At 49.3% G+C, this 24,437-nt stretch carries 15 protein-coding genes; 9 read left to right on the forward strand and 6 right to left on the reverse strand.

Annotated features, from left to right (window positions below; genetic code table 11):
• Positions 1 to 142 precede the first annotated feature (142 nt).
• Positions 143 to 1,021, forward strand: a complete 879-nt coding sequence (locus tag J7438_RS02590) for a patatin-like phospholipase family protein (protein ID WP_209275334.1) — start codon at positions 143 to 145, stop codon at positions 1,019 to 1,021.
• On the opposite strand, the gene dgt is transcribed toward J7438_RS02590, so the two are convergent.
• Entirely contained in the window at positions 990 to 2,459 is a 1,470-nt protein-coding gene (gene dgt / locus J7438_RS02595) for a dGTPase (protein WP_209275335.1), read from the reverse strand. The two genes, J7438_RS02590 and dgt, sit on opposite strands and share 32 nt — an antisense overlap.
• Before the next feature lie 284 nt (positions 2,460 to 2,743).
• On the opposite strand from dgt, the gene J7438_RS02600 reads away from it, so the two are divergent.
• Positions 2,744 to 3,934 carry an SPFH domain-containing protein gene (locus J7438_RS02600; RefSeq protein ID WP_209275336.1) on the forward strand — a complete coding sequence of 397 codons (1,191 nt, stop codon included), beginning with the start codon at positions 2,744 to 2,746 and terminating at the stop codon, positions 3,932 to 3,934.
• A gap of 85 nt (positions 3,935 to 4,019) precedes the next feature.
• The gene (locus tag J7438_RS02605; protein ID WP_209275337.1) at positions 4,020 to 5,993 is read left to right on the forward strand and encodes a DNA topoisomerase III; all 1,974 of its coding nucleotides are present in this window, start codon (positions 4,020 to 4,022) and stop codon (positions 5,991 to 5,993) included.
• 15 nt (positions 5,994 to 6,008) lie between these two features.
• On the opposite strand, the gene J7438_RS02610 is transcribed toward J7438_RS02605, so the two are convergent.
• Both J7438_RS02610 and J7438_RS02615 read right to left on the reverse strand, forming a co-directional pair.
• Positions 6,009 to 6,695: a putative outer membrane beta-barrel protein gene (locus J7438_RS02610; RefSeq protein ID WP_209275338.1), complete on the reverse strand. Its 687-nt coding sequence runs from the start codon at positions 6,693 to 6,695 to the stop codon at positions 6,009 to 6,011.
• A gap of 34 nt (positions 6,696 to 6,729) precedes the next feature.
• The gene (locus J7438_RS02615; protein ID WP_209275339.1) at positions 6,730 to 9,792 is read right to left on the reverse strand and encodes a type 1 glutamine amidotransferase family protein; all 3,063 of its coding nucleotides are present in this window, start codon (positions 9,790 to 9,792) and stop codon (positions 6,730 to 6,732) included.
• Between the two features lie 251 nt (positions 9,793 to 10,043).
• On the opposite strand from J7438_RS02615, the gene J7438_RS02620 reads away from it, so the two are divergent.
• Positions 10,044 to 10,910 (forward strand): hypothetical protein, encoded by an 867-nt coding sequence (locus J7438_RS02620; protein ID WP_209203906.1) that lies wholly within the window; start codon positions 10,044 to 10,046, stop codon positions 10,908 to 10,910.
• 227 nt (positions 10,911 to 11,137) lie between these two features.
• Here J7438_RS02620 and J7438_RS02625 read toward each other — a convergent pair whose 3' ends face one another.
• Entirely contained in the window at positions 11,138 to 15,490 is a 4,353-nt protein-coding gene (locus J7438_RS02625) for a hypothetical protein (RefSeq protein ID WP_209275340.1), read from the reverse strand.
• Between the two features lie 513 nt (positions 15,491 to 16,003).
• Here J7438_RS02625 and J7438_RS02630 point away from each other — a divergent pair.
• Both J7438_RS02630 and J7438_RS02635 read left to right on the forward strand, forming a co-directional pair.
• Positions 16,004 to 16,426: a LexA family protein gene (locus tag J7438_RS02630; protein ID WP_209203904.1), complete on the forward strand. Its 423-nt coding sequence runs from the start codon at positions 16,004 to 16,006 to the stop codon at positions 16,424 to 16,426.
• Positions 16,423 to 17,700 (forward strand): Y-family DNA polymerase, encoded by a 1,278-nt coding sequence (locus tag J7438_RS02635; RefSeq protein WP_209203903.1) that lies wholly within the window; start codon positions 16,423 to 16,425, stop codon positions 17,698 to 17,700. Before J7438_RS02630 ends, J7438_RS02635 begins: the two co-directional genes overlap by 4 nt.
• A 34-nt stretch (positions 17,701 to 17,734) precedes the next feature.
• On the opposite strand, the gene J7438_RS02640 is transcribed toward J7438_RS02635, so the two are convergent.
• The gene (locus tag J7438_RS02640) at positions 17,735 to 18,295 is read right to left on the reverse strand and encodes a hypothetical protein (RefSeq protein ID WP_209275341.1); all 561 of its coding nucleotides are present in this window, start codon (positions 18,293 to 18,295) and stop codon (positions 17,735 to 17,737) included.
• Between the two features lie 493 nt (positions 18,296 to 18,788).
• Between J7438_RS02640 and yghU the strand changes: the two genes are divergently transcribed.
• From yghU to J7438_RS02655, 3 genes are all read left to right on the forward strand, one after another.
• Positions 18,789 to 19,661 (forward strand): glutathione-dependent disulfide-bond oxidoreductase, encoded by an 873-nt coding sequence (gene yghU, locus J7438_RS02645; protein WP_209275342.1) that lies wholly within the window; start codon positions 18,789 to 18,791, stop codon positions 19,659 to 19,661.
• Positions 19,662 to 19,917: 256 nt separating this feature from the next.
• Positions 19,918 to 21,615, forward strand: coding sequence for a hypothetical protein (locus tag J7438_RS02650; RefSeq protein WP_209275343.1), 1,698 nt, complete (start codon positions 19,918 to 19,920; stop codon positions 21,613 to 21,615).
• 131 nt (positions 21,616 to 21,746) lie between these two features.
• Complete coding sequence (locus tag J7438_RS02655; protein ID WP_209275344.1) at positions 21,747 to 22,400, forward strand: hypothetical protein; 654 nt, start codon at positions 21,747 to 21,749, stop codon at positions 22,398 to 22,400.
• A gap of 52 nt (positions 22,401 to 22,452) precedes the next feature.
• Here J7438_RS02655 and J7438_RS02660 read toward each other — a convergent pair whose 3' ends face one another.
• Positions 22,453 to 24,429 (reverse strand): BCCT family transporter, encoded by a 1,977-nt coding sequence (locus tag J7438_RS02660; protein WP_209275345.1) that lies wholly within the window; start codon positions 24,427 to 24,429, stop codon positions 22,453 to 22,455.
• Positions 24,430 to 24,437 lie beyond the last annotated feature (8 nt).

The raw sequence follows: 24,437 nt of genomic DNA on the forward strand, positions 1-24,437 counted from the left end.
ATTCGGTTGAGATTTACTTTAGCCCAGAGCGGGGCTCATGACATAATGTCGGCTTGGGCAGAAACTTTCCGAGGGTATTCCAGGGGGCTGCTTCAGGTTTTTTGCAGGTAACGTTGCTTTTCAGAGGTGGTGCTTTCAATCAATGAACATGTTTACGACAGAGCTTTTTAAAAGCAAACCCTATCGGTTAGGCCTCACCCTGTCCGGTGGCGGGGCAAAATGCATGGCTCAGATTGGGTTGCTGCAGTACCTGAACGAGCATGGAATCGAGCCGGATATTATTTCCGGTGCCAGCGGTGGTGCGGTGGTCGGTGCTCTGCACAGTGCCGGATATGCACCGGCAGAGATTCTGGACTTCTTTGTCTCGACCCGAATGTTCAGCTTTCGAAACCTGTCGTTTAATGCGCTCGGATTGATTGACTCAGAGAAGATCGCGAAAAATTTTCAGGCTTATTTCCCGGAAGATAGTTTTGAAGCATTGAAAAAACCTCTGTATGTGGTTGCTACTGATTTGAACAGAGCGCAGCAGACGGTATTTAACAGTGGTCCACTGATTAATGCTTTAACGGCATCGTCCGCTTATCCTGGCATGTTCACCCCGGTTAAATGGCAGGGGACCGTTTATGCGGATGGCGGGATTATCAATAATTATCCTTCAGACCTGATTCACGACCAGTGTCGCCATCATATCGGGATGTACCTTGCCCCAATGATGTCCAGGCCCTGTGAGCATTTCGCCAACACCTTTGATGTGCTGGACAGGGTATTTCAGATTTACAGTTCTGCCCGGCAGTTGTCCAATATCAACTTGCCAGAGGTGTCATTAGCACCGGAAGGTATCGAGGACTGCAGCGCTTTTATGGTGAAGCCGGATCAGCTACGGTCTATCTATGACATGGGCTACCATTCCAGCAGAAAATACTTCGAGAACGAAGGAGCCCAATGGCTTAAGACCATGAAAGGAGGTGCGCAAAAGCGTTCCTCATGGTTTAAATTGCCGATAGGCTCTGATACTCCGTAAGTACGAAGTGGTCAGTCATGCCGCCCACATAGTCCAGAATCAGTCTCGTCCGGAAATACCATTCAAGATCGTTCTGTTCAGCGGAAGAGTGCTGTTCCTGACGCATTTGGTGCACTGCTCGAAAATAGGCCGCTTTATACTTCCGGGACAGGCGGTGATTGAGTCGATGCTCGATAAAGTGCTCGCTATCATCCAGGTTATCGAGGTTTGAGAATGCGGTGCCGGGGAGTTCCAGAATTGGGCGATAGATATCCAGTAAGCCCATCAGGGCCGCATATCCCCGAAGTTCCGGTGTTTCTTTTTCCTGACTACTGAACACATGTCGTATGGCGACGGTTTTCAGTGTTTTCAGCGCCAGGTGCTGGTCTGAGCCGCCATCAATTAATGGTTCATCCAGCGTCCCGTGAAAAACTTCCGTATGCTTCTGCAGGTATCGGTTCGCAGCATAGCTGACCAGATCCCGGACCAGCTGTGAGCGTAGATGGCGAATAAAGTTCTGTGGGTTATCTTTGGCAACATTTTCTGCGGTTTTAATGATATCCGGCAGGTATTGGCTCTTTTCGCCGGTGAACTCCTGCCACACTTCCTTCAGCCAGAAGCTCAGGCCCCTGAATGACAGAATGCCCTTATCAACAGCATCTTCCAGATCGGCAATGCAGTATGAGATATCGTCTGCTGCCTCCATGATGTAGACCAGTGGAAAGCGACAGTTCTCCTGTATCTCAAGATGTTTCCAGATGTCCTGGATAAGGTGCTGTTCTGAGTAGTAGAAGCCAGGTTTTTTCTGGCGGTAAGCAAATCCGCTTGTCAGGTTCTGATAAGGTGCCCGGGTGTATTTGATGGTGGCGGCCAGCTGTGACCAGGTCAGGTTAAGTCTCTGCAGGCTGTGAATGATGCGCAGCCCCTGGGCGTTGCCTTCAAAGACTGACAAATCCGGTAACAGTACCTGGTAGAAAAGTTCTGAGTGACCGGTTTGGCCATTGACGGCGGATTGTCTGGCCATTGCCTTGTCATGGCAGGCTTTGCCATGATCCTGAACCCAGCGGCTGAACGCGGCTTCACCAAAATGGCCAAAAGGTGGGTTACCTACGTCGTGTAGCAGGCAGGACATTTCTACCAGATTGGTAAAGGCTGTTTCGATACCTTTCAGACCGAGCTTTGCCAGTTCCCCATGTTGTTTTAGTTGATCCAGAATGGTTTTGGCCAGATAGCGGCCCGTTTGCTGAACTTCCAGTGAGTGGGTAAGACGACTGCGGACGGCTGCATTGGTTTCCAGTGGGTAGACCTGGGTTTTCTGCTGAAGCCTTCGCAGGGCCGCTGACTGAATAATACGACCCCGGTTACTCTCGGTCTCGGTAATCAGGTCCTCTGGCCGGGCGCAGGTTACCGGCTCAGGGCGATCGCAGGTCAGTTTCTTGAGGTAATCCAGAGGAGCCATAGGCTTGGTAACCGGGAGTTTGGAAGTGTTCAGATTACCATATCTTTCGGCTGATCGGTGAGTAGCATGATTTGCCACGTTGATCAGTGACCGGGCATGAATATCCGGATGCAAACCTGCTAATTGGTTTTGAGTTTCATTATGGCCGGGTCAGTTATTCCAGGTGATTTCAAGCCACTACTGAAGCTACGTACTTTTTTGTTTTCAATTTTATCTTGGCGGCTAATTGCTTTGCTATAACTACAGCTCCCTGATAAGTCTTTATTTGAACCTGAAGTTAAATTGTGGAAGAGAAACTAATGATAATGTTCTTTGTGTTTCTTCTTTTCTTACTCTTTCCGGGTGAAAAAGCTGAAGCCTATGATTTCTATTCTTATATTCCTTTTCTCTACAAAGTTCCGGAGGGGAGTGTGGGTGTATTCAGGAATGGAAACCAATTTTATGATGATGTCTATCCTGCGGGTGTTTATCCAATCTGGCCTTCTGATGAAGGGTTTGTTACCAGCATTGTGCCGGAGAAGGCGGCTGTTACGGACATCCTCTGTATTACTGCCGATGGGATAATCATTACCTTTCCCCAAATTACCGTTCATTACCAGGTACATGAACAACATATATTGAGCCTGGTTAAAGGCTATGGACTTGATTTTGTTAACCCCGTTATAAAAGACCCTGTGAAACCGGGGGTTGCTCATTTGTGCAGGGCGCTGAACGCTGAAGCGGTTTACTTTGATGAATTTGCACCATTTAAGGCGATTCTGGGCCGTTATCTGGCAGAGGGGCAGAGGGATAAAGGCACCGGAATATCGATTTGTCATCTTGACATCGAATACCCCCGGGTGCCGGATGTCATTATTGAAAATCATGCTGGCCATAATCCAGATCACAAGCCCCAACCCCCGATAACTTGTGAACCGCCTTATGAGATTTTCTACACACTGGAAAATGAGCAAGAAGCCATCAATCGCCTCTGTGGCTCTGTCAGGCAACCTGATGATGAACCTTACCCGGAACCTGTTTCGGAAGAGGATTCAGTAATTTCAGACGGGCATTCAACCATGGTTCTGGAACCTGCTGTTTCAGTTGCTGAAGACGAGGTTGCCGGTGTACTCAGCCCGGCAGAGGAAGTAAACACGGATGATAACGGGCGGAGAGATTATGAGGTACCTCAGGAAGATCTGTCATTTTCGTGGGCTGAGGAGCCATTTATTAATGGTCAGGACTCTGATGGTGAAGATGCCGGGCCTTCAGAACACAGTCGGGATTCCAGTTCAGAACCTATGGCGGAGTTGAGTGTTAATACCGTGCCAGTGGACAGTTCTGATGTTGTGACAGAGGTGAACCGGAATCTACCATCAGGATTGGTTGATCAGGTGTCTGATCAGGAAAGGAGTAAGGAAAAGCTGTATCAGCAGATGCAAGACTCGAAACACCTTTGGAAAAATAACAATAGCCGACTCTACCTGGGCTGGTAAGAAAACGGATGAATGCTCGCCAAATGATGAATTATGCTGTATAAAAAAACAGTATTTTAGTCATTATCAGCCGGATTGTTTTTGAATGCGGTTATTTATTGCCGAAAAGCCCAGTCTTGGGCGAGCCATTGCCGATGTTTTGAAAAAGCCCCTGAAAAAACAGGAAGGCTATATCGAGTCTGCTTCAGGAGATGTGGTGACCTGGTGCATAGGCCACCTGCTTGAGCAGGAGGAGCCGGATGCCTATGATCCGGCCTACAAAACATGGAAGCTTGAGCACCTGCCTATTGTTCCCATGCAATGGAAGCTGAGGCCCCGAAAGGGCGGGCGTGGGCAGTTATCAGTGATCAATAAGCTGCTCAAACGGGCTGATATTATTGTCAATGCCGGTGACCCTGATCGTGAAGGCCAGTTGCTGGTGGATGAAGTGCTGGATTATCTGAAGCTCTCTGCCCAGCGTAAAAAAGATGTTCGTCGTTTATTAATCAGCGATCTGAACCCTTCTGCCGTTTCCCAGGCCCTTGGGCGGATGCGATCCAACCAGGAGTTTGTACCGCTGGCGGTTTCTGCCCTGGCTCGTTCCCGGGCAGACTGGCTTTACGGTATTAACCTGACCCGCGCCTGCACATTACTTGGCCGGAAGGTCGGCTTTAATGGGCTGCTCTCCATCGGCCGGGTGCAGACACCGATTCTGGGTCTTGTCGCCCGACGTGATGCAGAAATTGAACACTTTCAGCCTAAGCCTTACTTTGAGGTTTTTGCTACGTTGTTAACGGCAAAAGAGGAAACCTTCAAAGCCAAATGGCTACCCAGCGAAGCCTGCCAGAACTGGATGGATGAGGAAGGGCGAGTGCTGGATCGGCGTCTGGCGCAGAATGTGGTGGACCGTATTACCGGCAAGCAGGGGACAGTAAAACGCGTCGAAGATAAGCGTGGCAAAGAACCCCCGCCATTACCCTACTCGTTGTCGGCACTGCAGATAGATGCTGCCAGGCAGTTGCGTATGGATGCCAAGACGGTGCTTGATAGCTGTCAGCGTCTTTATGAGCAGAAACTGATTACTTACCCCCGTTCAGACTGTCGCTATCTGCCCGAAGAGCACTTATCCCAGGCACCGGAAGTGTTGGCAACTATACGCCACAATGTATCTTCACTGGGGAAGGCGGTAGACCAGGCATTGCCGGAAAGGAAAACCAGTGCCTGGAATGATAAAAAAGTTGGGGCACATCACGGGATTATTCCTACCTCCCTGAGAACGGACCTTGAACGATTGTCTGAACTGGATCGCAAGTTGTATGGATTAATTGCCAGACAATATGTTGCGCAGTTTTATCCTGATCATACCTTCAGAAAAAGAGTCGTCGATATCGACATAGAAAAAGGCCTTTTCCGAGCGGGGAGCCGCCAGACTGTGGAGGAAGGGTGGAAGGTTCTGATGAATTCGGGCAAAAGTCATCAGCGTTCCGCCGGTGATGAAAATGGTGAAAATAATGAAGAGAGCACTTTTTTACCCGAGCTGGCCAAAGGTGATGTGCTTGATTGTCCTGAAGCCGAGCTGAAGGAAAAAATGACACAGCCCCCCAAACCATTTAATGATGCAACACTCCTTTCGGCCATGACGGGCATAGCCCGATTTGTTCAGGATAAAGACATTCGCAAGATTCTCCGTGAGACCGATGGCCTGGGAACAGAGGCAACCCGGGCCAGTATCATTGAGCTCCTGTTCAAGCGGCAGTTCCTGGAGCGCAAAGGCCGTAGTATTCATGCAACAGCTACCGGCAGAGCCCTGGTCAACGCATTACCGGAAAGAGTAACCACGCCTGACATGACCGCACGCTGGGAAGCCTCGCTGAATGACATTGTTGAGCGTAAAGGCAGCTACGGGGCGTTTATGGGCGGGCTTGATCAGGAGCTGAGAGCGTTATTAATGCAGACCATGAACGATGGCTTGCCTTCTGTTGCCGGATTGCCTGCCCCTTCGAACCAGCCGTTTAAAAGAAAAGGCAAAGCAAAGAGTGCTGGAAGTCGTCGGAAGAAACGGAGTCCAGCCCGGAGTTAGTTCCGAATGTAATAATCAGAAAAAGAGTTTCACAAAAAACTGGGTGGTGTACTGGTCAGAATTGCCGCGATAATTCAGGCCAAATCCCCACTCATTATCCACTTGATATTCTGCTCCTGCAGTGAAGAAGCCGGTATGGTCATCTTCATCCCGGTCATAGTATTGCTGAATATAGCCGGAATTCAGCCAGAGGCCGCGTTCCAGGTGATAACGGGCACTGACCGACGCTGTGTAGGCTGTCACTTTATCCTTTACCTCATCCGCATCGACAGACAGGCCATTTCTGAGTCGGCCACTGGTGACCGATGGAATGACATGGAATCTGTCCGTTGGCTTCAATAACAGGCTGGCTCCGGCAAAGTATGAGCTGCCATCGATCTCGACATTACTGGCAACATCGTCTTTATCAATACGGCCGTAGGCGTATCCTGCGTTCAGGATGACGGGTATGGAAGGAACTTTATAGGCACCATTGACGAACCAGGTCGTTCCGTCGAAGTTTTGCGTGCCCTGATTCTGATTATTGTAACCAAAGCCGGTATTAATAAATGTATAGTTATAGTCATTACCTGCGAACGCCATAGCTGGAGTGGAAAACAGTAATGAAATTAATAATATGCGAAGAGTCATCGGTTTAATCCCTGGTTTGCCGGGAGAGTAGTCAGTTAATAGGAGAGAAGTGGTAACAGATATACCTGCCACTATGGTCTTTTTGAGTGTTATTTTTTCAAAAAGTTCATCGAGCTGAGTCGATTCGATCTTCTTCAGGATGCATCATCTCAAGCAGTGTCGTAATAAATGCCTTCCTTTTGATCTGGTAGCCATTAACCTGCGGAGCTGTTGATAGCCAGCCGTTAACCCTTTGCTCAAAATCATGACGGCAAACATGGCAGGTCAATTTTATTTGCAGATGCTCAGTCAGTGCATGCAGGCGTTGTTGTTCAAGCTCGGTGGTCGAACCGTCATTTTCCCCGGATTTGCCTTCAGAGTGCAGAGCGATAAACTGCCTGGCTTTATTCAGGGTAAGCAGGCAGCGTATAAGCAAGCCATAAATACGTTCATCGGTATTTTTGGGGCTATTAAAAAGAAGGGTGCGGGGGACGTCAAATACCGGCCCGTTTTGCAATTGCTCTGTCAGCGGATCAAGGTTCTCAGCGAGGTGTTCCAGCGTACCATTGAGCAATCTGGTTTCCTCGGCAAACGACAAACACCATACCGGCCTGGCAACGCCGGGAACCTCAATGGCCAATCCTGTTGCATTTTGGGCTACCCTGGCGTCAACACTGACCTGAAACCCCAATGCCCTGGTCGCCAGATCACCATCTTCAAGGTCAATTTTGTAGGCGCTTGGCAGTTGAATCGCCGGACATCCCGGGACTGGTGAGATGATGATGCTTTTGGGGATGTCTGAATCCCTGTCGGTGTTAAGCGTCTGCAGCTTGGCAAGGAGTGTTCTGGCTGATTTTTCTGTCGTGCAGATAATGTCAATATCATTAAATGCTGAGCAGAGGTTCTGTAAAAAACGGGCGTAAGAACCGGTAATCAAAATGGCTGGATCGCTATAAGAACCATTGATTTCCTGAATAATTTCCAGTGTTTTCAGCGTTAGCGGAGTTAACTGTTGGGTCCACTTGTCCGGAACATCCGATCCGCCTGTTGTTGACAATGGTTCCAGAGTTTGAGCTGCACTGGCAGTCACTGCCCGGGTGACGCAGGTTTTTTCTGTTTCATCCCGGTATTCCCTGACCTGATAAGGGCGTTGGCATTCCTTCCCGGGACTGGCAACGGATACCTCTACCGTGTTTGTTCGTTTAAACAATAAATTATCCATTATATTGGCTTCAGGACTGTATTGTTCAAACCAGCGTCCTAAAGCATGCTGCCAGTTGCTTCTTTCAGGAAAACTCCGGAGGCATTCCAGAACCTGATCCCTATGGATTTGTCGTCCATCAACAGGCTGGCTCCTGACATAGCAGTACGCCAGGAAGAAAAAATGCAGGCGTGAGTTTTGAAATGAGCGCTTCAGTGCTTTGATGGATTGCAATACCTGTTGTGCTGACACCCTCTGATGATCAATGGTCAATTCATTCTGCATCGCCATGAATTTCAATATGCATTGCAGTCGTTGTTGCTCATCTTTGACCGGTGCGCTGTTTAAGATTTGCCAGGCCTTTTGCATGATATCCTGGGCTTCACTGGTTTCATCGCACTTATGAGATTGTTTCAGCTTTTTAATCAGATATCTGGTTTGCCCTGAAGAATGGTCTCCGGGTACTGCATCAAACGCTGCTAATACCTGCTGGTTATCCAGATAGTTGCCATGTAATTCTCGGGCATTCAATGCCAGCAGAGAGTAGAAAATAGCTCTTTCGAGCAACCAATTGCCCCGTTCATAATCCCGGATCACCGCTTCCGGTGTCACCTGTCGGTCATTCAATAGCAGGCCTCTCAGACAACATTCGGCCTTGAAGCGTGCTATGGCAAGTTGGCCATCCGGATTATCCGGGAACTCCATAACCACTGCATCCGCTATAACCTGCCTGCCACCCAACGGCAGGCCCCTCAGGCAACATTGCTGCTTAAATCGTGCCAGCGCCAGTGGTGCCCTGGCGGCCTGAAAATCCTTAACCACCGTATCCGGTGTGACCCGCTGGCCATTCAACGGCAGGCTTTTCAGGCAACATTCTGCTTTGAAGCGCGCCAGCTCCAGCGTTGCCCTGGCTGCCTGATAAGCCTTAACCACTGCACCCGGTGTGACTTTGTGGCCATTCAGCGCCAGGCCTCTCAGGCAACATTCCGCTTTGAAGCGTGCCAGCGGCAGTGTTGCATTGATTTCCAGGTAAGCCTTAACCACCGTATCCGGCGTCACCTGCTGGCCATTTAACGGCAGCCCGCTCAGGCAACATTGTTCCTTAAAGCGCACTATCCCCAGTTTGCCTTCCGGGTCATCCGGGAAATTCTCAATCACCGTATCCGGTGTGATCTGCCAACCATTCAGTAGCAGGCCCTTCAGGCAACACTCCTCTTTGAACCGCGCCAGTTCCAGTGTTGCTTTGGCTGCCTGATAACTCTTCACCACCGCATCCGGTGTGAGTAGCTGACCATTCACTGCCAGGCCCTTCAGACAACATTCCGCCTTGAAGCGTGCCAGCCCCAGTTTGCCTTCCGGACTATCCGGGAAAGCCTCAATCACCGCAGCCGCTGTGACCTGTTGGCCATTCAGGGCCAGGCTTCTCAGGCAACATTGTTCCTTAAAGTGCGCCACCCCCAGTTTGCCTTCCGGACCATCCGGGAAAGCCCTGACTACCGTATCTGTCCTGACAGGTTGGCCATTCAAGGTCAGGTTCCTCAGGCAGCATTCCGCTTTGAAGCGCGCTATCGCCAGCTGGCACTTGTTATTTCGACCTGGTTTTCGATTGAATTCCTGAATGACCTGATCCGGCGTTACTTTTCTATTGTTATGCAGAATGTTTTGTAAGCAGAGTCTTTGCAGGAAGAAGCCACCTCTGAGCGAGGTAGTATCATTGCCATAGGCACTAAGCACACCAGCTGAGGTGATTTGACGTCCTTGTAGTGGTGTTTTTTTCCAAAAGGCACTCTCAATACGCCTGGCCTCATCCATGGTGGAAGCTGTGCTTCTATGGAAGCGATGGCTGGAGATTCTTTTACCGTTAAATGTACTTGTGGAGCAGTCAGGCATCCTGCCTGAACCGGTTTGTCGGTCAGCCCGGGCAGCAGACTTTGGGTAGAAGTCGGTTGACGTGGGTGCTTTCAGAATAAAACCCTGCGCACTTGGCATGTAAATACCGCTGTTTGACCTCAAAGTGATTATTAGGTTCCATTTACGGCGTGCCAGGCTATGGTCATCAGCTAATTTGCCTCAACTGCTGTTTAAAGAAAGCTTTAGCATTGTCGAAGGTTAGTGCAAAGGATTTTTGGCAAAGCAGTGTGCAACTGACTGTAACTTGAACTGAGAAGCAAACTCGCCGGGAAAATATGATTTCATTTGGTTAACTACTTACATAAAAGAGAGATAGCGGAGAATGTATTATGCCAATATCAGGCCCCTTAGGCTCCAGGCCAACAGCAAGTAAGCCAGCTGAAGATGAACAGTCTGAATTAATTGACAGGCAGGAAACAGCAAGTTGGGGCAACAGGGGCGTAAGTGCCGATACCAACTCAACTCAGACTGCGCAGTCAGAAACTGAAAATCCGGATATTGCCAATGTAAGTCTTGGCCAGCGTTTTATTGAGAAATTGCCCCATAAACTTTTCACTCTATATCAGGCTTTGCGATTGAAAAGCCATGGTTATGGTTTTCAAACTGTAAACCGCCTGATGTTTGACATTCAAGCAAAACATGGCTCTTCCAAAGAAGCACATAGAGAGTTTAATGGGTCTGTACAATTTTATCTGAAGTTAAATAAAGTGTTCCGGAGCGTGGACAAAAACTTCCCGGAAAAAAAAATCAATATTGTACAGATTAAAAATTTTATAAAAGAGCTGCAAAAATATTATGGCTTTTCTGAAGAGCAGGCTTTTAAGCATTTTGAAGAAGTTTTATTGAAGACCAGAAGGATTACTCCCACAAAAGATCAAGCTCACTCAGAGATTGAAGAAGTATTATTTGAACCCATAATCAAGGCTGGGGTTGACCTTATGATGTATACTGTAAAGCTAAAAAGTTGGCATCAACCACGGCAGCAAGAATTTATTGATGCGGTTAACCTTCTGGGGCTGGAAAAAAACAACACACTGACAGAAGAAATCGTCGATCAAGCCTTTCAAGAATCAGCACTTAAATATCACTCTGAAGGAACGACTGATTCAGAAGCCTTCAAGGAATTTCAGGCAGCTCACGAACTGTTAACAGACGATAGAACTGACTTATCCCTTGTCAGCAAGATTATCAACTAAAAATTTATAATTATTGATGAGGATTAGTATCGATAACAGATAAGGGGCAGTTTTGGTTTTTATGGTGGACATTAAGCCTACCCCTCCATTTTCAATGGCTTTCGGATGGAACCACGAAGGTCACGAAGAGCACAAAGAAGAGATTTTCTTTTCCTTCGTGCTCTTTGTGTCCTTCGTGGTTTCATCTTTAACTTCCCGAAGAGGGGAGTAGGCGCTTAATGTCTACCCTAAGAGTTTTGGTTAACTACTTCAGGATGCATCATCGCAAGCAGTGTTTTGGTAAAGTCCTTCTTCTTGAGCTGATGATCATTAACAGGCTGAGTTGTCGATAGCCAGTGGTTAACTCTGTGTTCAAAGCCATGACGACAAACATGGCTATGTAATTTCGCTTGTAGATTTGCAGCGAGTGTATGAAGGCGCTGTTGTTCTTTTGCCTGCGGGGTAGTCTGGTCGTCAGGTTTTCCGGGTTTTCCGGGTTTTCCGGGTTTTCCTTCAGAGTGCAGGGCGATAAACTGCCTGGCTTTATTCAGGGTAAGCAGGCAGCGCATAAGCAAACCATAAATACGTTCATCGGTGTTTTGGGGCGTGTTAAAAAGCAGGGTTCGAGCTAAGCCAAATATTGCTCCTTTTTGCAATTGCTCTGTCAGCCAGTCAAGGTTCCTGGCAAGGTATTCCAGCGTATCGTTCAGTAATCGGGTTTCTTCCGTAAACGACAAACACCATACCGGCCTCTCAACGCCGGGAACGTGAATAGCCAATTGTGTGGTATTTCCATAGGCTACTCTGGCGTCAACACTGACGTGAAGCTCCATTGCTTTCCTCCCCAGATCACCGTCTTTAAGTTGAATATTGTAGGCGTGTGGCAGTTTAATGGCCTGACATCCCTCGATTGGCCAGATGGTGACGCTTTTGGTGATTTCAGAGTCCCAGTCGGTGTTCAGTGCCTGCAGCCTGTCAAAGAGTGTTCTGGAGGACGCTTCTTCTGTGCAGACAATGTCAATATCATTAAATGATGAGCAGAGATTCTGTAAAAAACGTCCGTAAGAACCGTTAATCAGCAGAGGGGGGGGAGTATAAGAACCATTGATTTCCTGAATAATCTCCAGTGTTTTCAGTGTTAGCGCATTTAACCGTGAAACCGGCTTGTCCGGGATGCCTGTTGTTGACCATTGCTTCAGGGTTTCAGCCATATAGACGGCAAATGTCTGGTGGATGGAAGCGGTTTCTGTTGTATACCGATATTCCCCGGGCTGGCAGGGGGGTGGGTCTTCCTTGCCCGGATTGGCAACGAATACCTCTGCCGATGTTGTGCTGCGCTCAGAGCGCTCGATAACGGGAATCACGTCGGGCAGGTGTTCTCTAGGCTTATGTCCGGTGTTCTTGCTGCTAACGGCAACAGATGCCTCCTGTTGACTGGCAAAGGTTGCATATCGGTGAGGACTGTCACTGGCATCGAGTAACTCATCCATTACACAGGCTTCGGAGCTGCATTCTTCAAACCAGCAGGTTAAAGCATGGCGCAGCCTGCTTCCTTCAGGAAAAATTTTAAGATACCTGATTACCTGATCCTTATGAATGTGCTGTCTGCCAATAGACTGTCTCGTGATACAGCAGTGCGCCAGAAAGAAGAAATGCAGGCGTGAATTCTTAAATGAGCGCCTCAGTGTTTTGATGGCATGGAATACCTGTTTTGCAGACACTTCCTGTTGATCAATTGTCCATTTATTCTCCATGGCCATGAATTTCAATATACATTGCAGTCGAGATTGCTCCTCGTCTTTGACTGGCACTTTGTTTAAGATTTGCCAGGCCTGTTGAAGTATATCCTGACCTTCGCTGGTTTCATCGTACCGATGGGATTGCTGCAACCTTTGAACCAGATACCTGGTTTGCCTTGAGGTATGATCTCCGGGTATATCATTAAACGCTGCCAATACCTCCTCGTTATCCAGATATTTGCCATTCAGTTCTCTGGCATTCAATGCCAGTAGCGAATAAAAAATAGCTCTTTCGAGCAACCTGCCACCGCGCTCATAATCCTTAACCACGGCATCCGGTGTGACCTGCTGGCCATTCAACAGCAGCCCCTTCAGGCAACATTCCGATTTGAAGCGAGCCAGCTCCAGCGTTGCCCTGATTGCCTTATAATCCCTGGCCACGGAGTCCGGTGTGACCTGTTGGCCATTCAACGGCAGCCCTCTCAGGCAACAGTCCGCTGTGAAGCGCGCCATCCCCAGTTTGCCATCCGGACTGTCCGGGAAACTCTTAACCACCTCATCCGGTGTGACCCGTTCACCATTGAGCCACAGATCCTTCAGGCAGCACGCCGCTTTGAAGCGTGCCAGTTCAAGTCTTGCCCTGGCGGCCTGATAATCCCCGACTACTTCCTCCGTTGTGACCTGCAGGTTATTCAAACACAGCCCCCTCAGGCAACATTCTGCTTTAAAGCGCGCCAGCGCAAGTTTTGCCTTGGCAGCCTGATACATTTCGGCCACTGAATCCGGAGTGACCGGCTGGCGATTTAACGCCAGGCCTCTCAGACAACATTGTTCCTTAAAGCGCGCCAGCTCCAGTGTTGCCTTGATTGCCAGATAACCCTTAACCACGGCATCCGGTGTGATCGGTTGGTCATTCAATGTCAGGCCCCTCAGGCAACATTCCGCTTTGAAGCGCGCGATACCCAGTCTGCTTTCCCGACCACCCGGGAAACCCTTAATCACCGCATCCGGTGTGACCGGCTGGCCATTTAACGCCAAGCCCCTCAGGCAACATTCCGCTTTAAAGTGCGCGTTGCCCAGTTTGCCTCCCGGACTACCCGGGAAATCCTTAACCACCTCGTCCGGGGTGACCCGGTTGCCAGCCAGTGTCAGGCCTCTCATACAGCATTCCGCTTTGAAACGCGCCAGCTCCAGCGTTGCCCTGGTGGCCTTATAATCCTTAACCACCGCATCCGGTGTGACCAGCTGGCCATCCAGCGTCAGGCCACGCAGACAACATTCTGCTTTGAAGCGCGCGCTCCCCAGTTTGCCCAACGGATTATCCGGGTAACCCCTGATCACCTCATCCGGTGTGACTTGCTGGCCATTGAACGACAGGGATTGCAGGCAACATTGCTCCTTAAAGCGTGCCAGCTCCAGTGGTGCTTTGGCCGTCTGATAATCTTTAATTACCTCACTCTGCCTGACCGGTCGGCCATTCAATGGCAGTTCCCTCAGGCAACATTCTGCTTTGAAGCGCGCTCTCCCCAGTCTGCCTTCCGGGCTATCCGGGAAATCCATAAACACCTCATCCGGTGTAACCTGCAGGTCATGCAGCGACAGGCCTCTCAGATAATAGTCCGCTTTGAAACGTGCGATCCCCAGTTTGCCTTCCGGACTATTCGGGAAAGCTTTAACCACCAGCTCCAGTGTGACCTGCTGGTCATTCAGAAGCAGGCCCCGCAGGCAACATTCTGCTTTGAAGCGTGCCAATCCCAATATTTCCCTGGCTGCCTGAAATTCCTTCACCACCTCATCCGGTGTGACCTGCCGCCCATTCAGCGGCAGCTCCCTCAGGCAACATTGTTCCTTAAAGCGTGCCAGCTCCAGTGCTACTCTGGTGTCCTGAAAATCCTTAATCACTGAATCCGGTGTGATCCGATGGCCATTTATCGGCAGGTTCCTCAGGCAGCATTCCGCTTTGAAGCGCGCTCTTGCCAGTTTGCCTTCCGGGCTATCCGGGAAAGCATTAAACGCCGCATCCGTTGTCACCTGCTGGCCATTCAACGGCAGGTTCCTCAGACAACATTCCGCTTTAAAGTGCGCTATTTCCAGTCTTGCGTTGGCGGCCTGAAACCCCTTCAATACCGTATCCGGTGAGACTTGCTGGCCATTCAACGGCATGCCTTCCAGGCAACATTCTTCTTTAAAGCGTACTATGCCCAGCTTTCCTACCGGACTATCCGGAAAAGCGTTAGCCACCGTATCCGGTGAGACCTGCTGGCCATTCAATGGCAAGCCGCTCAGGCAACATTGTTCCTGAAAGCGTGCTACTCCCAGTTTGCCTTCCGGATTATCCGGGAAAGCCCTGACCACCGCATTCGGTGTGACCTGCTGGCCATCCAGGCCCAGGCCACTCAGGCAGCATCGTTCCATAAAGCGCGCTATTCCCAGTTTTCCTTCCGTAGTATCCGGGAAGTCTTTAACCACCGCATCCGCTGTGACCCGTTGACCATTCAAGAGCAGTCCTTTCAGGCAGCATTCCGCTTTGAAACGAGCTATCGCTAATTGGCACTTGCTATTCTGACCCGGCTCCCGCTTGAATTCCTGAATGACCTGATCCGGTGTGACTTTTCTATTGCCGTTTGGAACGTTCTGTAAGCAGAGCTTTTGCAGGAAGAAGCCGCTTCTGAGTGACGTTACATCGCTGCTATATGCTTTAAGCACCTCAGCCGGGGTTGTCTTACGTTCTTGTAACGGTTTATTTTCCCAGAAGACGTCTTCAATATTTTTGCCATCATGCCGGGGGGGACTTGTGCCTCTGCAGGACTGATGGTTTGAGACTTTTTTACCGTTAAATGTGCTTCCGGGGCGGTCAGGCATCCCGCTTGAACCGGTGTCATTCCGGCGGTCAGACTTTGGGCGGGAGTGGGTGGATGTGGTTGCTTTCAGAATACCTCCTGCACCCAGGAGGCTGACCGAGAATAGACTGCCCTACGCGGCAACTGCTCCTGCGTTGCTCTAGCTCCTGCATCCATGCAGTCGTGCGGTGGCAGCAAATTGGTCTAAAAAGTCGGAAATTTTTAGCAAATAGAACCACTATTTACTAAAAATTTTCGACGTTTTATCCTCAATTTTCTGCCATCCTCGCTACGGGGGTGCCTAGACGGGCGCTATTCTCGGTCAGCCTCCTGGATTATTAATGTCGCTGTTTGACCTCAAAATGATTGTCAGGTTCCATTGATGGTGTGTCAGGTGGAGGAGCAAAGATGCTCCATTGCAGGTTGATCAGAGTCAGTCTGCGGAACAGCTCTCCTGCGTCCAAAGTACAACCGCTTTCTTTTAACCGTTAAATGTTTATACTGTATAAATAAACAGTTAATGAGTTTGAGTGGCATGAAGCCGATCCAGATCTTTTCACGACCTTTGCCAGAGACATTGCCCTTTTACCAGAGCCCGGCTGCCTGTGGCTTCACCAGCCCGGCAGCTGACTACCTGCAAGATACGCTCTCCCTTGACCAGCTGTTAATCCGTCATCCGGCAGCAACCTTTTTTGCCCGGGCCCAGGGTCAATCCATGAAAGGAGCGGGCATCTTTGATGGTGACATTCTGATTATTGATCGTTCCCTCACTCCGGGAGACGGTGATGTGATACTGGCCTTGCTGGACGGTGAGCTGATTGTAAAACGCCTGGTCTATTGCCATGGCAAACCGGAATTGCACTCGGAAAACCCTGACTACCCTGCGATTAAACTGGATTCTGAAGAAGGGCTCAATGTGTGGGGTGTGGTCACTGAAGTTATTCACCACCTGCGATGAAGGACGTTATTGCCCTCTGTGATGCCAATGCTTTTTACTGTTCCTGCGAGCAGGTCTTTAATCCGTCCCTGCTGGGTAAAGCCCTGGGAGTACTCAGCAATAATGATGGCTGTATCGTTGCCAGAACAGCGCAACTCAAAGCCCTGGGCGTTGCTATGGGGACACCGGCGTTCAAGGTCAGGGATCAGGTGGCCCGTGGTGAAATCATACTGAAAAGCTCCAACTATGCGCTGTATGGCGATATGTCCTCCCGCTTTATGTCGGTGCTGGAACAGTTCAGCCCGAAGCTGGAAGTGTATTCGATCGATGAAGCCTTTGTTGAACTCTCCGGTTTCCCGCTGGCAAACCTGCATGCCATAGGGTTGGATATGAAACGGCGGGTATTCCAGTGGACGGGGCTGCCAATTGGTGTGGGCATCTCAACCACCAAAACACTGGCCAAACTCGCTAACTATGCGGCCAAGAAATTTCCGGCAACCGGTGGTGTTGTGGATTTAACCAGCCCGATACGCCAGCAGCGGTTAATGGCAATCACCCCGGTTGGTGAGGTATGGGGAGTGGGCCGACGCATAGGAAAACGGCTGGAGGCGGCAGGTATTCATACTGCTGCACAACTGGCGAACGCCAATCGTCGATGGATCAGGAAACAGTTTTCTGTGGTGTTGGAACGGACGGTCTGTGAACTTCAGGGGGAGTACTGTATTCCCTGGGAAGAGGGGAGTTCAGCCAATAAGCATCAGATTATGTGTTCCCGGAGCTTCGGCCAGCGGGTCACCACCAGGCAGGCACTTCATGCCGCATTGGCCAGCTTTATCTGTCGCGCCTGCGAGAAACTCAGAAAACAACAGCAGTATTCCCGTGAAGCCATCATCTTTATCAGGACCGATCCCTTTAAGGCCAATCTCCCGCAAACCGGACGGAGTCTGAAGCTGATGGTCCCATCGCCCACCAGTGATAGCTCGGTTTGGCTGCAACAGTTAAATCCGGCTTTGGACGTGCTGTTTCAGGAAGGTTACGAGTATAAAAAGGCGGGCTTTGCCCTGGTGGATCTTTGTTCCGGTGCAGGTTTTCAGGGAGACTTGCTGACGGCAGCGTCAATTCCGGAAAATACCCGGATGATGACAGTGCTGGATGCCATTAACCAGCGCTTTGGGAGCCAGACACTCCGGCCTGCATCAGTGGGCTTCCGGGCGCAGCCATGGCATATGAACCAGCAGGTGCTGAGTCCTTCTTATACGACGCAATGGCCGGAGATTATGAAAGTTCAGACGTGATCTGGCAAAGGTCAGAGAAGCCACTCTTAGCCTCCTAGGCATTGAGTTCACTTTGATGGATTAATGCATCAAGCCCGGCCATAAACTGGGACGGGCTCAGGTCCCGGGTGCTGAAAATATCCAGCCTCAATTGGGAGCGGCGATATTTAAACCGAAAATCCAGGATGAAGCGTGGGTCGTGAGCATAAAATTTCTCCCTCACTTTGATCAGTTTCCTTAGTTTGCCCTGAAGATCATGCCTGTGTTCATAAAAGTGTTCTTCAACGATTGGCTGGATAAGAAGACCCCACAACTCAGCCCGGTTATCTTTTGGACAGGCACCGATATTCCAGCAGTTAGACGTCAGATCAATAATGTTTTCGATCTCATGATTGTCGCTGTATTCACTGAGCAACGGCTCAGCCCAATCCGCAATAATGCCGGAGAGCCCCGGGCCTTCAAAGGAGGGTTTCTGACCAGCACAGAGAAACGCCAGTCGGGAAAATATACGCTTTAAACGGTTAATCATGGTATGCAAAGTACACTCACCGAAATGAATGGTATTCTGCCCTGTAATGCCCTGCAAAGGATTACTCAGGGAAGCAGTCATGCCCATAAATGTAGTCAGTGTTCACTGTGTCAGCATCACTTTTACTCTCCAGTCAGATTTGATTGAGTCAGTGCCAGAAGTGCAGGATCAGTGTGATCATAATCGCAATACCAACTAATAAAACGATTGATTTGATAATGTGCTCCTGATTTTTTTGTGGCTGCTCATTATCAGAAGGTGAGTCTGTGTTTTTCAGTAAAAAGGGAACAAGGTCGGCCATAACCAGAAAGCAGGTCAGGAGCAGGACGGATACAACAACAGTTTTTATCATTGTTTGAACACTCCGGTTATTTTTTGAACGAAAGAACTAAGCAGTGAATTTGATGTATGACATAGATAGATGACTCTATGCTTTTTATCCAGATTGTTTGCATCAAGGCCTGAAAACGATTCACGTTACTTTTAATGTCTGCGTTTCATGCGGGAATACACTTACCTTTCTTCGGGAATTGTCTTATGCTGGGCAGCTTCGGGCTTAAGAATGAATAAGGAGTTGCCCATGGCAGATGCATCGTATGTTCCTCCCAGGGTATGGACCTGGGAAAATGAGAATGGTGGCCAGTTTGGTGGCATTAACCGGCCAACCGCCGGTGCCCGTTTTGACAAGCCGCTGCCTGTTGGCAAGCATCCATTCCAACTTTATTCACTGGCAACCCCGAATGGTGTGAAAGTCACCATACTGTTTGAAGAGTTGCTGGCGCTGGGGATTAAAGAGGCCGGGTACGACGCTTTTCTGATTGACATTATGGCAGGTGATCAGTTTGGTTCGGGCTTTGTTGGCATAAATCCTAACTCGAAGATTCCTGCCCTGGTGGATCGAAGCGACGGTGTGGAGATACCGGTATTTGAGTCAGGAGCCATCCTCCTTTATCTGGCTGAAAAATTTAATGCGTTTATACCAGCACAACCCGCCAGGCGGGCACAGTGTCTCTCATGGCTGTTCTGGCAGGTAGGCAGTGGTCCATACCTGGGAGGCGGCTTTGGCCATTTCTATGCTTATGCGCCGGAAAAATACCAGTACCCTATTGATCGCTTTGCCATGGAGGTCAAGCGTCAGCTGGATATGTTAAACCAGCATCTGGCAAACAATACCTATATCTGTGGCGATGATTATACCATTGCGGATATGGCAATCTGGCCATGGTACGGGGCCTTGGTCGAAGGCAAAATTTACGATGCTGCAGAGTTTCTTCAGGTGGATAGCTATCAACATGTTGTTCGATGGTCCAGCCAGATTGGGCAGCGAGAGGCCGTTCAACGTGGGAAAATGGTCAACCGCACCTGGGGTGAACTGTCCGGGCAGCTGAGAAACCGGCATGATGCTTCTGATTTTGAACTCAGGACCCAGGATAAACTGGAAGCTTCAGAATAAATTCGCAATATTCCAGAACCACAAAATAACGGAATGGTGAAATTTTCACCGTTCCGTTATAACGGTGTGAAGCATAAGAAATAACGTTTCTATCCTATCTTTAACTCCACTTTTAATTCCACTTTGACCGAGATTCAGTTAGTAACTTCAAACGAAGGCGTAATAGGCTGCCTGTTAGCTAAATGATTATCTGTAGAAAAATGGAACAAAATTCATTAACTGTTATCTAATAAGAATTATCAAAAGGATCTATATAATGAATTTCCCAGTCTTAGTTGATTTAGCCAGCAATTATCGAAACAGGCAGCCAGACGTAACTCAGGAAAAACAACCGGCACATTCTCTAAAAGCAGATTCTCTAAAAACTGCGCCACAGCTCGATATTTCCATTGATAATCTGACTTGCGATCTGGTGTTGCCTGCTGACCATCTACAGCCTGCTGATGCCCGTGGGAATTACCCTGCACGGGTTAAAGCATTTTGCCGGGGTCTGATGACTACAGCCTGTTGTGCGAATCCCATCAAAACAGACTGCCTGAAGCCGGTGCATGTCAACCATCAGCAAATAGAAGAAAGGAAAGTCTGTCCATTATTCAAAGGCGGCCTGTCTGAGTTAGTAAAATTATGGGGTCTTGTCGTCGAAGCAAAGGAGGTGGCAAATCAGGAAAGACCGACCAATGCCCTGCCTTTTCAGGAACTGCAACGACAACTCATTATTACTCAGGATACAGGGCCAACGCTGACCAGCGAAGGGCAGAGAACACTGAATGAAGGCGTGATATTGTCATTGAAGTACGGATGGTATGATTTTTTAGAACGGATACAATTCATCGCTGAAAGCACTGGGGCAGAGTTCACAGAGGATGCCCGGACAGCACTGAGTAACGGTCTGGTACAGGCAGTAGATCACCTTCTTTACGATCAGGCAATGCTGTTACTGTCCTTCATTGTAAGCACTAGGACAGAGCTGACGAAGGATGCCCGGATAGCACTGAGTAACGGTCTGATAGTGGCAGTAGATAACCGTCTTTACGATAAGGCAAAGCTGATACTATCCATCATTGTAAGCACTGATACAGAGCTGACGAAGGATGACCGGATAGCACTGAGTAACGGTCTGATACTGGCAGTGGATAACCGTCATTACGATAAGGATAAGCCAGAGCTGTTACTATCCATCATTGTAAGCACTGAGACAGAGCTGACGGAGGATGCCCGTATAGCACTGAGTAACCGCCTGATACTGGCATTAGATCACCGTCTTTACGATGAGGCAGAGCTGTTAAAATCCGTCTTTGTAAGCACTGAGACAGAGCTGACGGAGGATGCCCGGATAGCACTGAGTAACCGCCTGATACTGGCAGTGGATAACTGTTATTACGATAAGGATAAGCCAGAGCTGTTACTATCCATCATTGTAAGCACCAAGACAAAGCTGACTGAGGATGACCAGAGAAAACTGAGGGGACGTATGGTATGGGCAGCAGCTTTCCAGAACTACGAGCTGGTAGAACAGTTAGTATCCATCATAAAGGGTACCGGGGTAAAGCTGACGGACGATGACATAAGCAAACTGAATGAATCTTTGGAGAAGGCCATAGCTGACAATCATTACGATGGCGCAGAGTGCTTAGCAGGCGTCATTCTGGCCCTGGGGGCAACGCTAACGGATGGGGTTCTGGATAAACTGAATGAAGCTCTGGAGCGGGCAATAGTGACTGACCGTTACGATGACGCAGAATGTTTATATGGCACGATTTTGAGCGCGGGGGCAAAGCCGACGGACAAAGTCCACAGGGCACTGGATAGCAAACTGAAATGGGCAAAAGATCACGGTCATAACGATATACAAGAGTTGTTACAACTGATGATTCAAGGCAGAGCAATCAGCGAAATTCAGAAACGCAACGGTATGTGGGAACTGCTCGATACTGTAATGAATCCATTTCAGTAGGCCCGCAGTGACTGCCCGGATGTATTCCGGGCATCTGAATCTGATTTTTAATTTCACCGCCATCCTGTAAATACGGGTAAATGACCTATTCTTCCTAGCCCGGAAGAATAATGTCTTATGGTTGTGATGTTATGAAACTTTATCAATTAATTATCCTTTTATTACCATCGATTGTCCTGGGTAAACCAATCGGCCTTGAACGGTTTACCCCTCCACCTTACCCCGAGGTGCCGGCCCATCCTCAGCCTGAAGGGCCGTTATACCCACCCCCGCAGGATTACTTATATCATGGTTATAGAACAGATCTCGCACCTGCCTATACGCCGCCGATGTCCCCAGATTTATCCTCCTTTACTGCCTGTCAAATACCAGCCGGAACCTATCGTTTTGATGCTTACAGTATTGCAAAAACTGAAAAACTATGGCTCTCTGAACTGGTACTTTATCTGCATATCAGCCACGCGGGCATAATGGTAATGCGTTGCAGACTTAAGCCAAGGGGTGGCCGTGAAGAGCAGTATGTAGTGATCCCCTATAGCAGTAATGCCGATCTGGTAAATGTTTGCAGTGGGGTCAATTTCAGCTTTTTCTTTAAGGGGATTAATGTCTATGGGAAGACCTTAAACGGAAATCTGTCCGGGCATCTGAGCAGGGATGGCAGCAAGAACAATTACCACATTACTGCTGATGGTTGGATGGAGCGTTACGATACCTCATACAATTCAAGAGTGACCATTAATCTGACAGGGCAGCAGTTTGACTTTGTCTACCCATACATTAAATAGCGAACTGTGCACCTCGTTTCCACACAGAGCGGGGAAACGAGGTGTGGTCAGTCTATCGAACCATGTGCAGGAAATGCATGTGCTTTTCATACTGATCGATAATATCACCAATCACCTGATCACTGGTCCAGCCCATGATGTCGTAACCCTGGCCGCCTTCTCTCAGGAAAACTTCGGCACGGAAGTATTTGCGTTGTTCTTCATCTTCTTCGTCCAGTATAAAACTGGGCTGAAGGTAAGAGCGGGGCGTCACTTTGTAAAAGAAGTCCACTTCATCGCCGTGGAGTACCACCAGGCTGGGTATCTGTTTTTCGGTATCCAGTTGAATCGTGCTTTCTACCCCCTGTTTGCCCAGTTCTGATGCGACGGACTCCATAGCCGGAAGCGCAACATCCTGAATAAAGCGATTGACATGGGCCCGTCGGGGAAAGCTGACCATCGTCGCCAGCCGGTTCTGCCAGGGGATCGGTTTATGACCCACTTTGGGGGTGAGTGTGGTTCTTTCCAGGCTGGCTCTCTTGGCAGCATCAACAGCCAGCGCTTTCAGCAAGCCATAAGCCGACACCAACAGCACAATGGAAAAAGGCAGTGCTGAGGCGATGGTCACCGTTTGCAGGGCCTGCAGGCCACCGGCCAATAACAGCACCATGGCTACAATACCAATCAGGCTGGACCAGAACACCCGCTGCCAGAGCGGCGTTTTACTGTTGCCCCCGGAGGCGAGCATATCGACAACCATGGCACTGGAGTCGGAGGAGGTGACAAAAAAGATCACGACCATGGCAATGGCCACCATCGAGAGTACATTTGAGAACGGGAAATATTCCAGGAACCTGAACAGCGCGATGGGTACATCGGTTTCTACGGCCTGACCCAAACCGGCCATTCCCCGGTTCATGATCATATCGATGGCGGTATTGCCAAAAGCAGTCATCCAGATCAGGGTCAGGCCTGTTGGTACGAACAGAACGCCGGTAACAAACTCGCGGATGGTTCTGCCCCTGGAAATACGGGCAATAAACATACCGACAAACGGTGACCAGGAGAGCCACCAGGCCCAATAGAACAGCGTCCAGCCGCCAAGCCAATCGGTGGGCTCATAGGCGTAGAGATTGAAGGTTTTACCGACGATGTCAGACAGATAACCACCGGTATTTTGCACGAACATCTGCAACAACAGGACGGTGGGTCCGAGCAGTACCACCATCACTAATAACATCAGTGCCAGTAGCAGGTTGGCTTCTGAGAGGCGTCGGATGCCTTTATCAAGGCCTGTCGCCACAGAAACAGTGGCCAGTGCTGTGATGACCACAATCAGAATAACCTGTGTCTGTGTGCTGATGTCGATACCGAAAAGGTAGTTCAGCCCCGAGTTAACCTGCAAAACCCCATAACCCAGCGCAGTTGCAACACCAAAAATGGTGCCCAGTATGGCAAACACATCAATGGTATGACCGGGAATGCCATAAATACGGTCACCGATGATGGGGTAAAGGGCGGAGCGGAGAGTGAGCGGCAAGTTATGCCGGTAACCGAAAAAGGCAAGAATCAGCGCCACGATAGCATAAATCGCCCAGGCATGAAGGCCCCAGTGAAAGAAGGTGAGCTTCATGGCTTCTCTGGCGGCTTCCACCGTACCTGGCTCACCCAGTGGTGGAGAAAGAAAGTGCATTACCGGCTCGGCGACACCGAAAAACATCAGGCCGATGCCCATGCCCGCAGAAAAGAGCATGGCGAACCAGGAGCCAAAGCTGAATGAGGGTTCGGCATGATCAGGGCCCAGTTTTATATCACCATATCGGGATAGCCCCAGAAAGGCGACGCACAGAAGGATCAGGGCCACCGCCATAACATAAAACCAGCTGGCGTTGGTCATGATGCTGGACTGGAGATGCGTAAAGCGGCTATTGGCATCTTCAGGGAAAAAAACCGTATAGCCCACCAGTAAAAGTATTAAAATGGCTGAGCCAAAAAATACGGGTGGGTTGATAGTTTGCCTGGAAGGCATAGAGATTTCCGGTTGGGACATGTTGCTGG

This window comes from Thalassotalea sp. G20_0 (genome assembly GCF_017744175.1).
Classification (GTDB): domain Bacteria; phylum Pseudomonadota; class Gammaproteobacteria; order Pseudomonadales; family Endozoicomonadaceae; genus Endozoicomonas.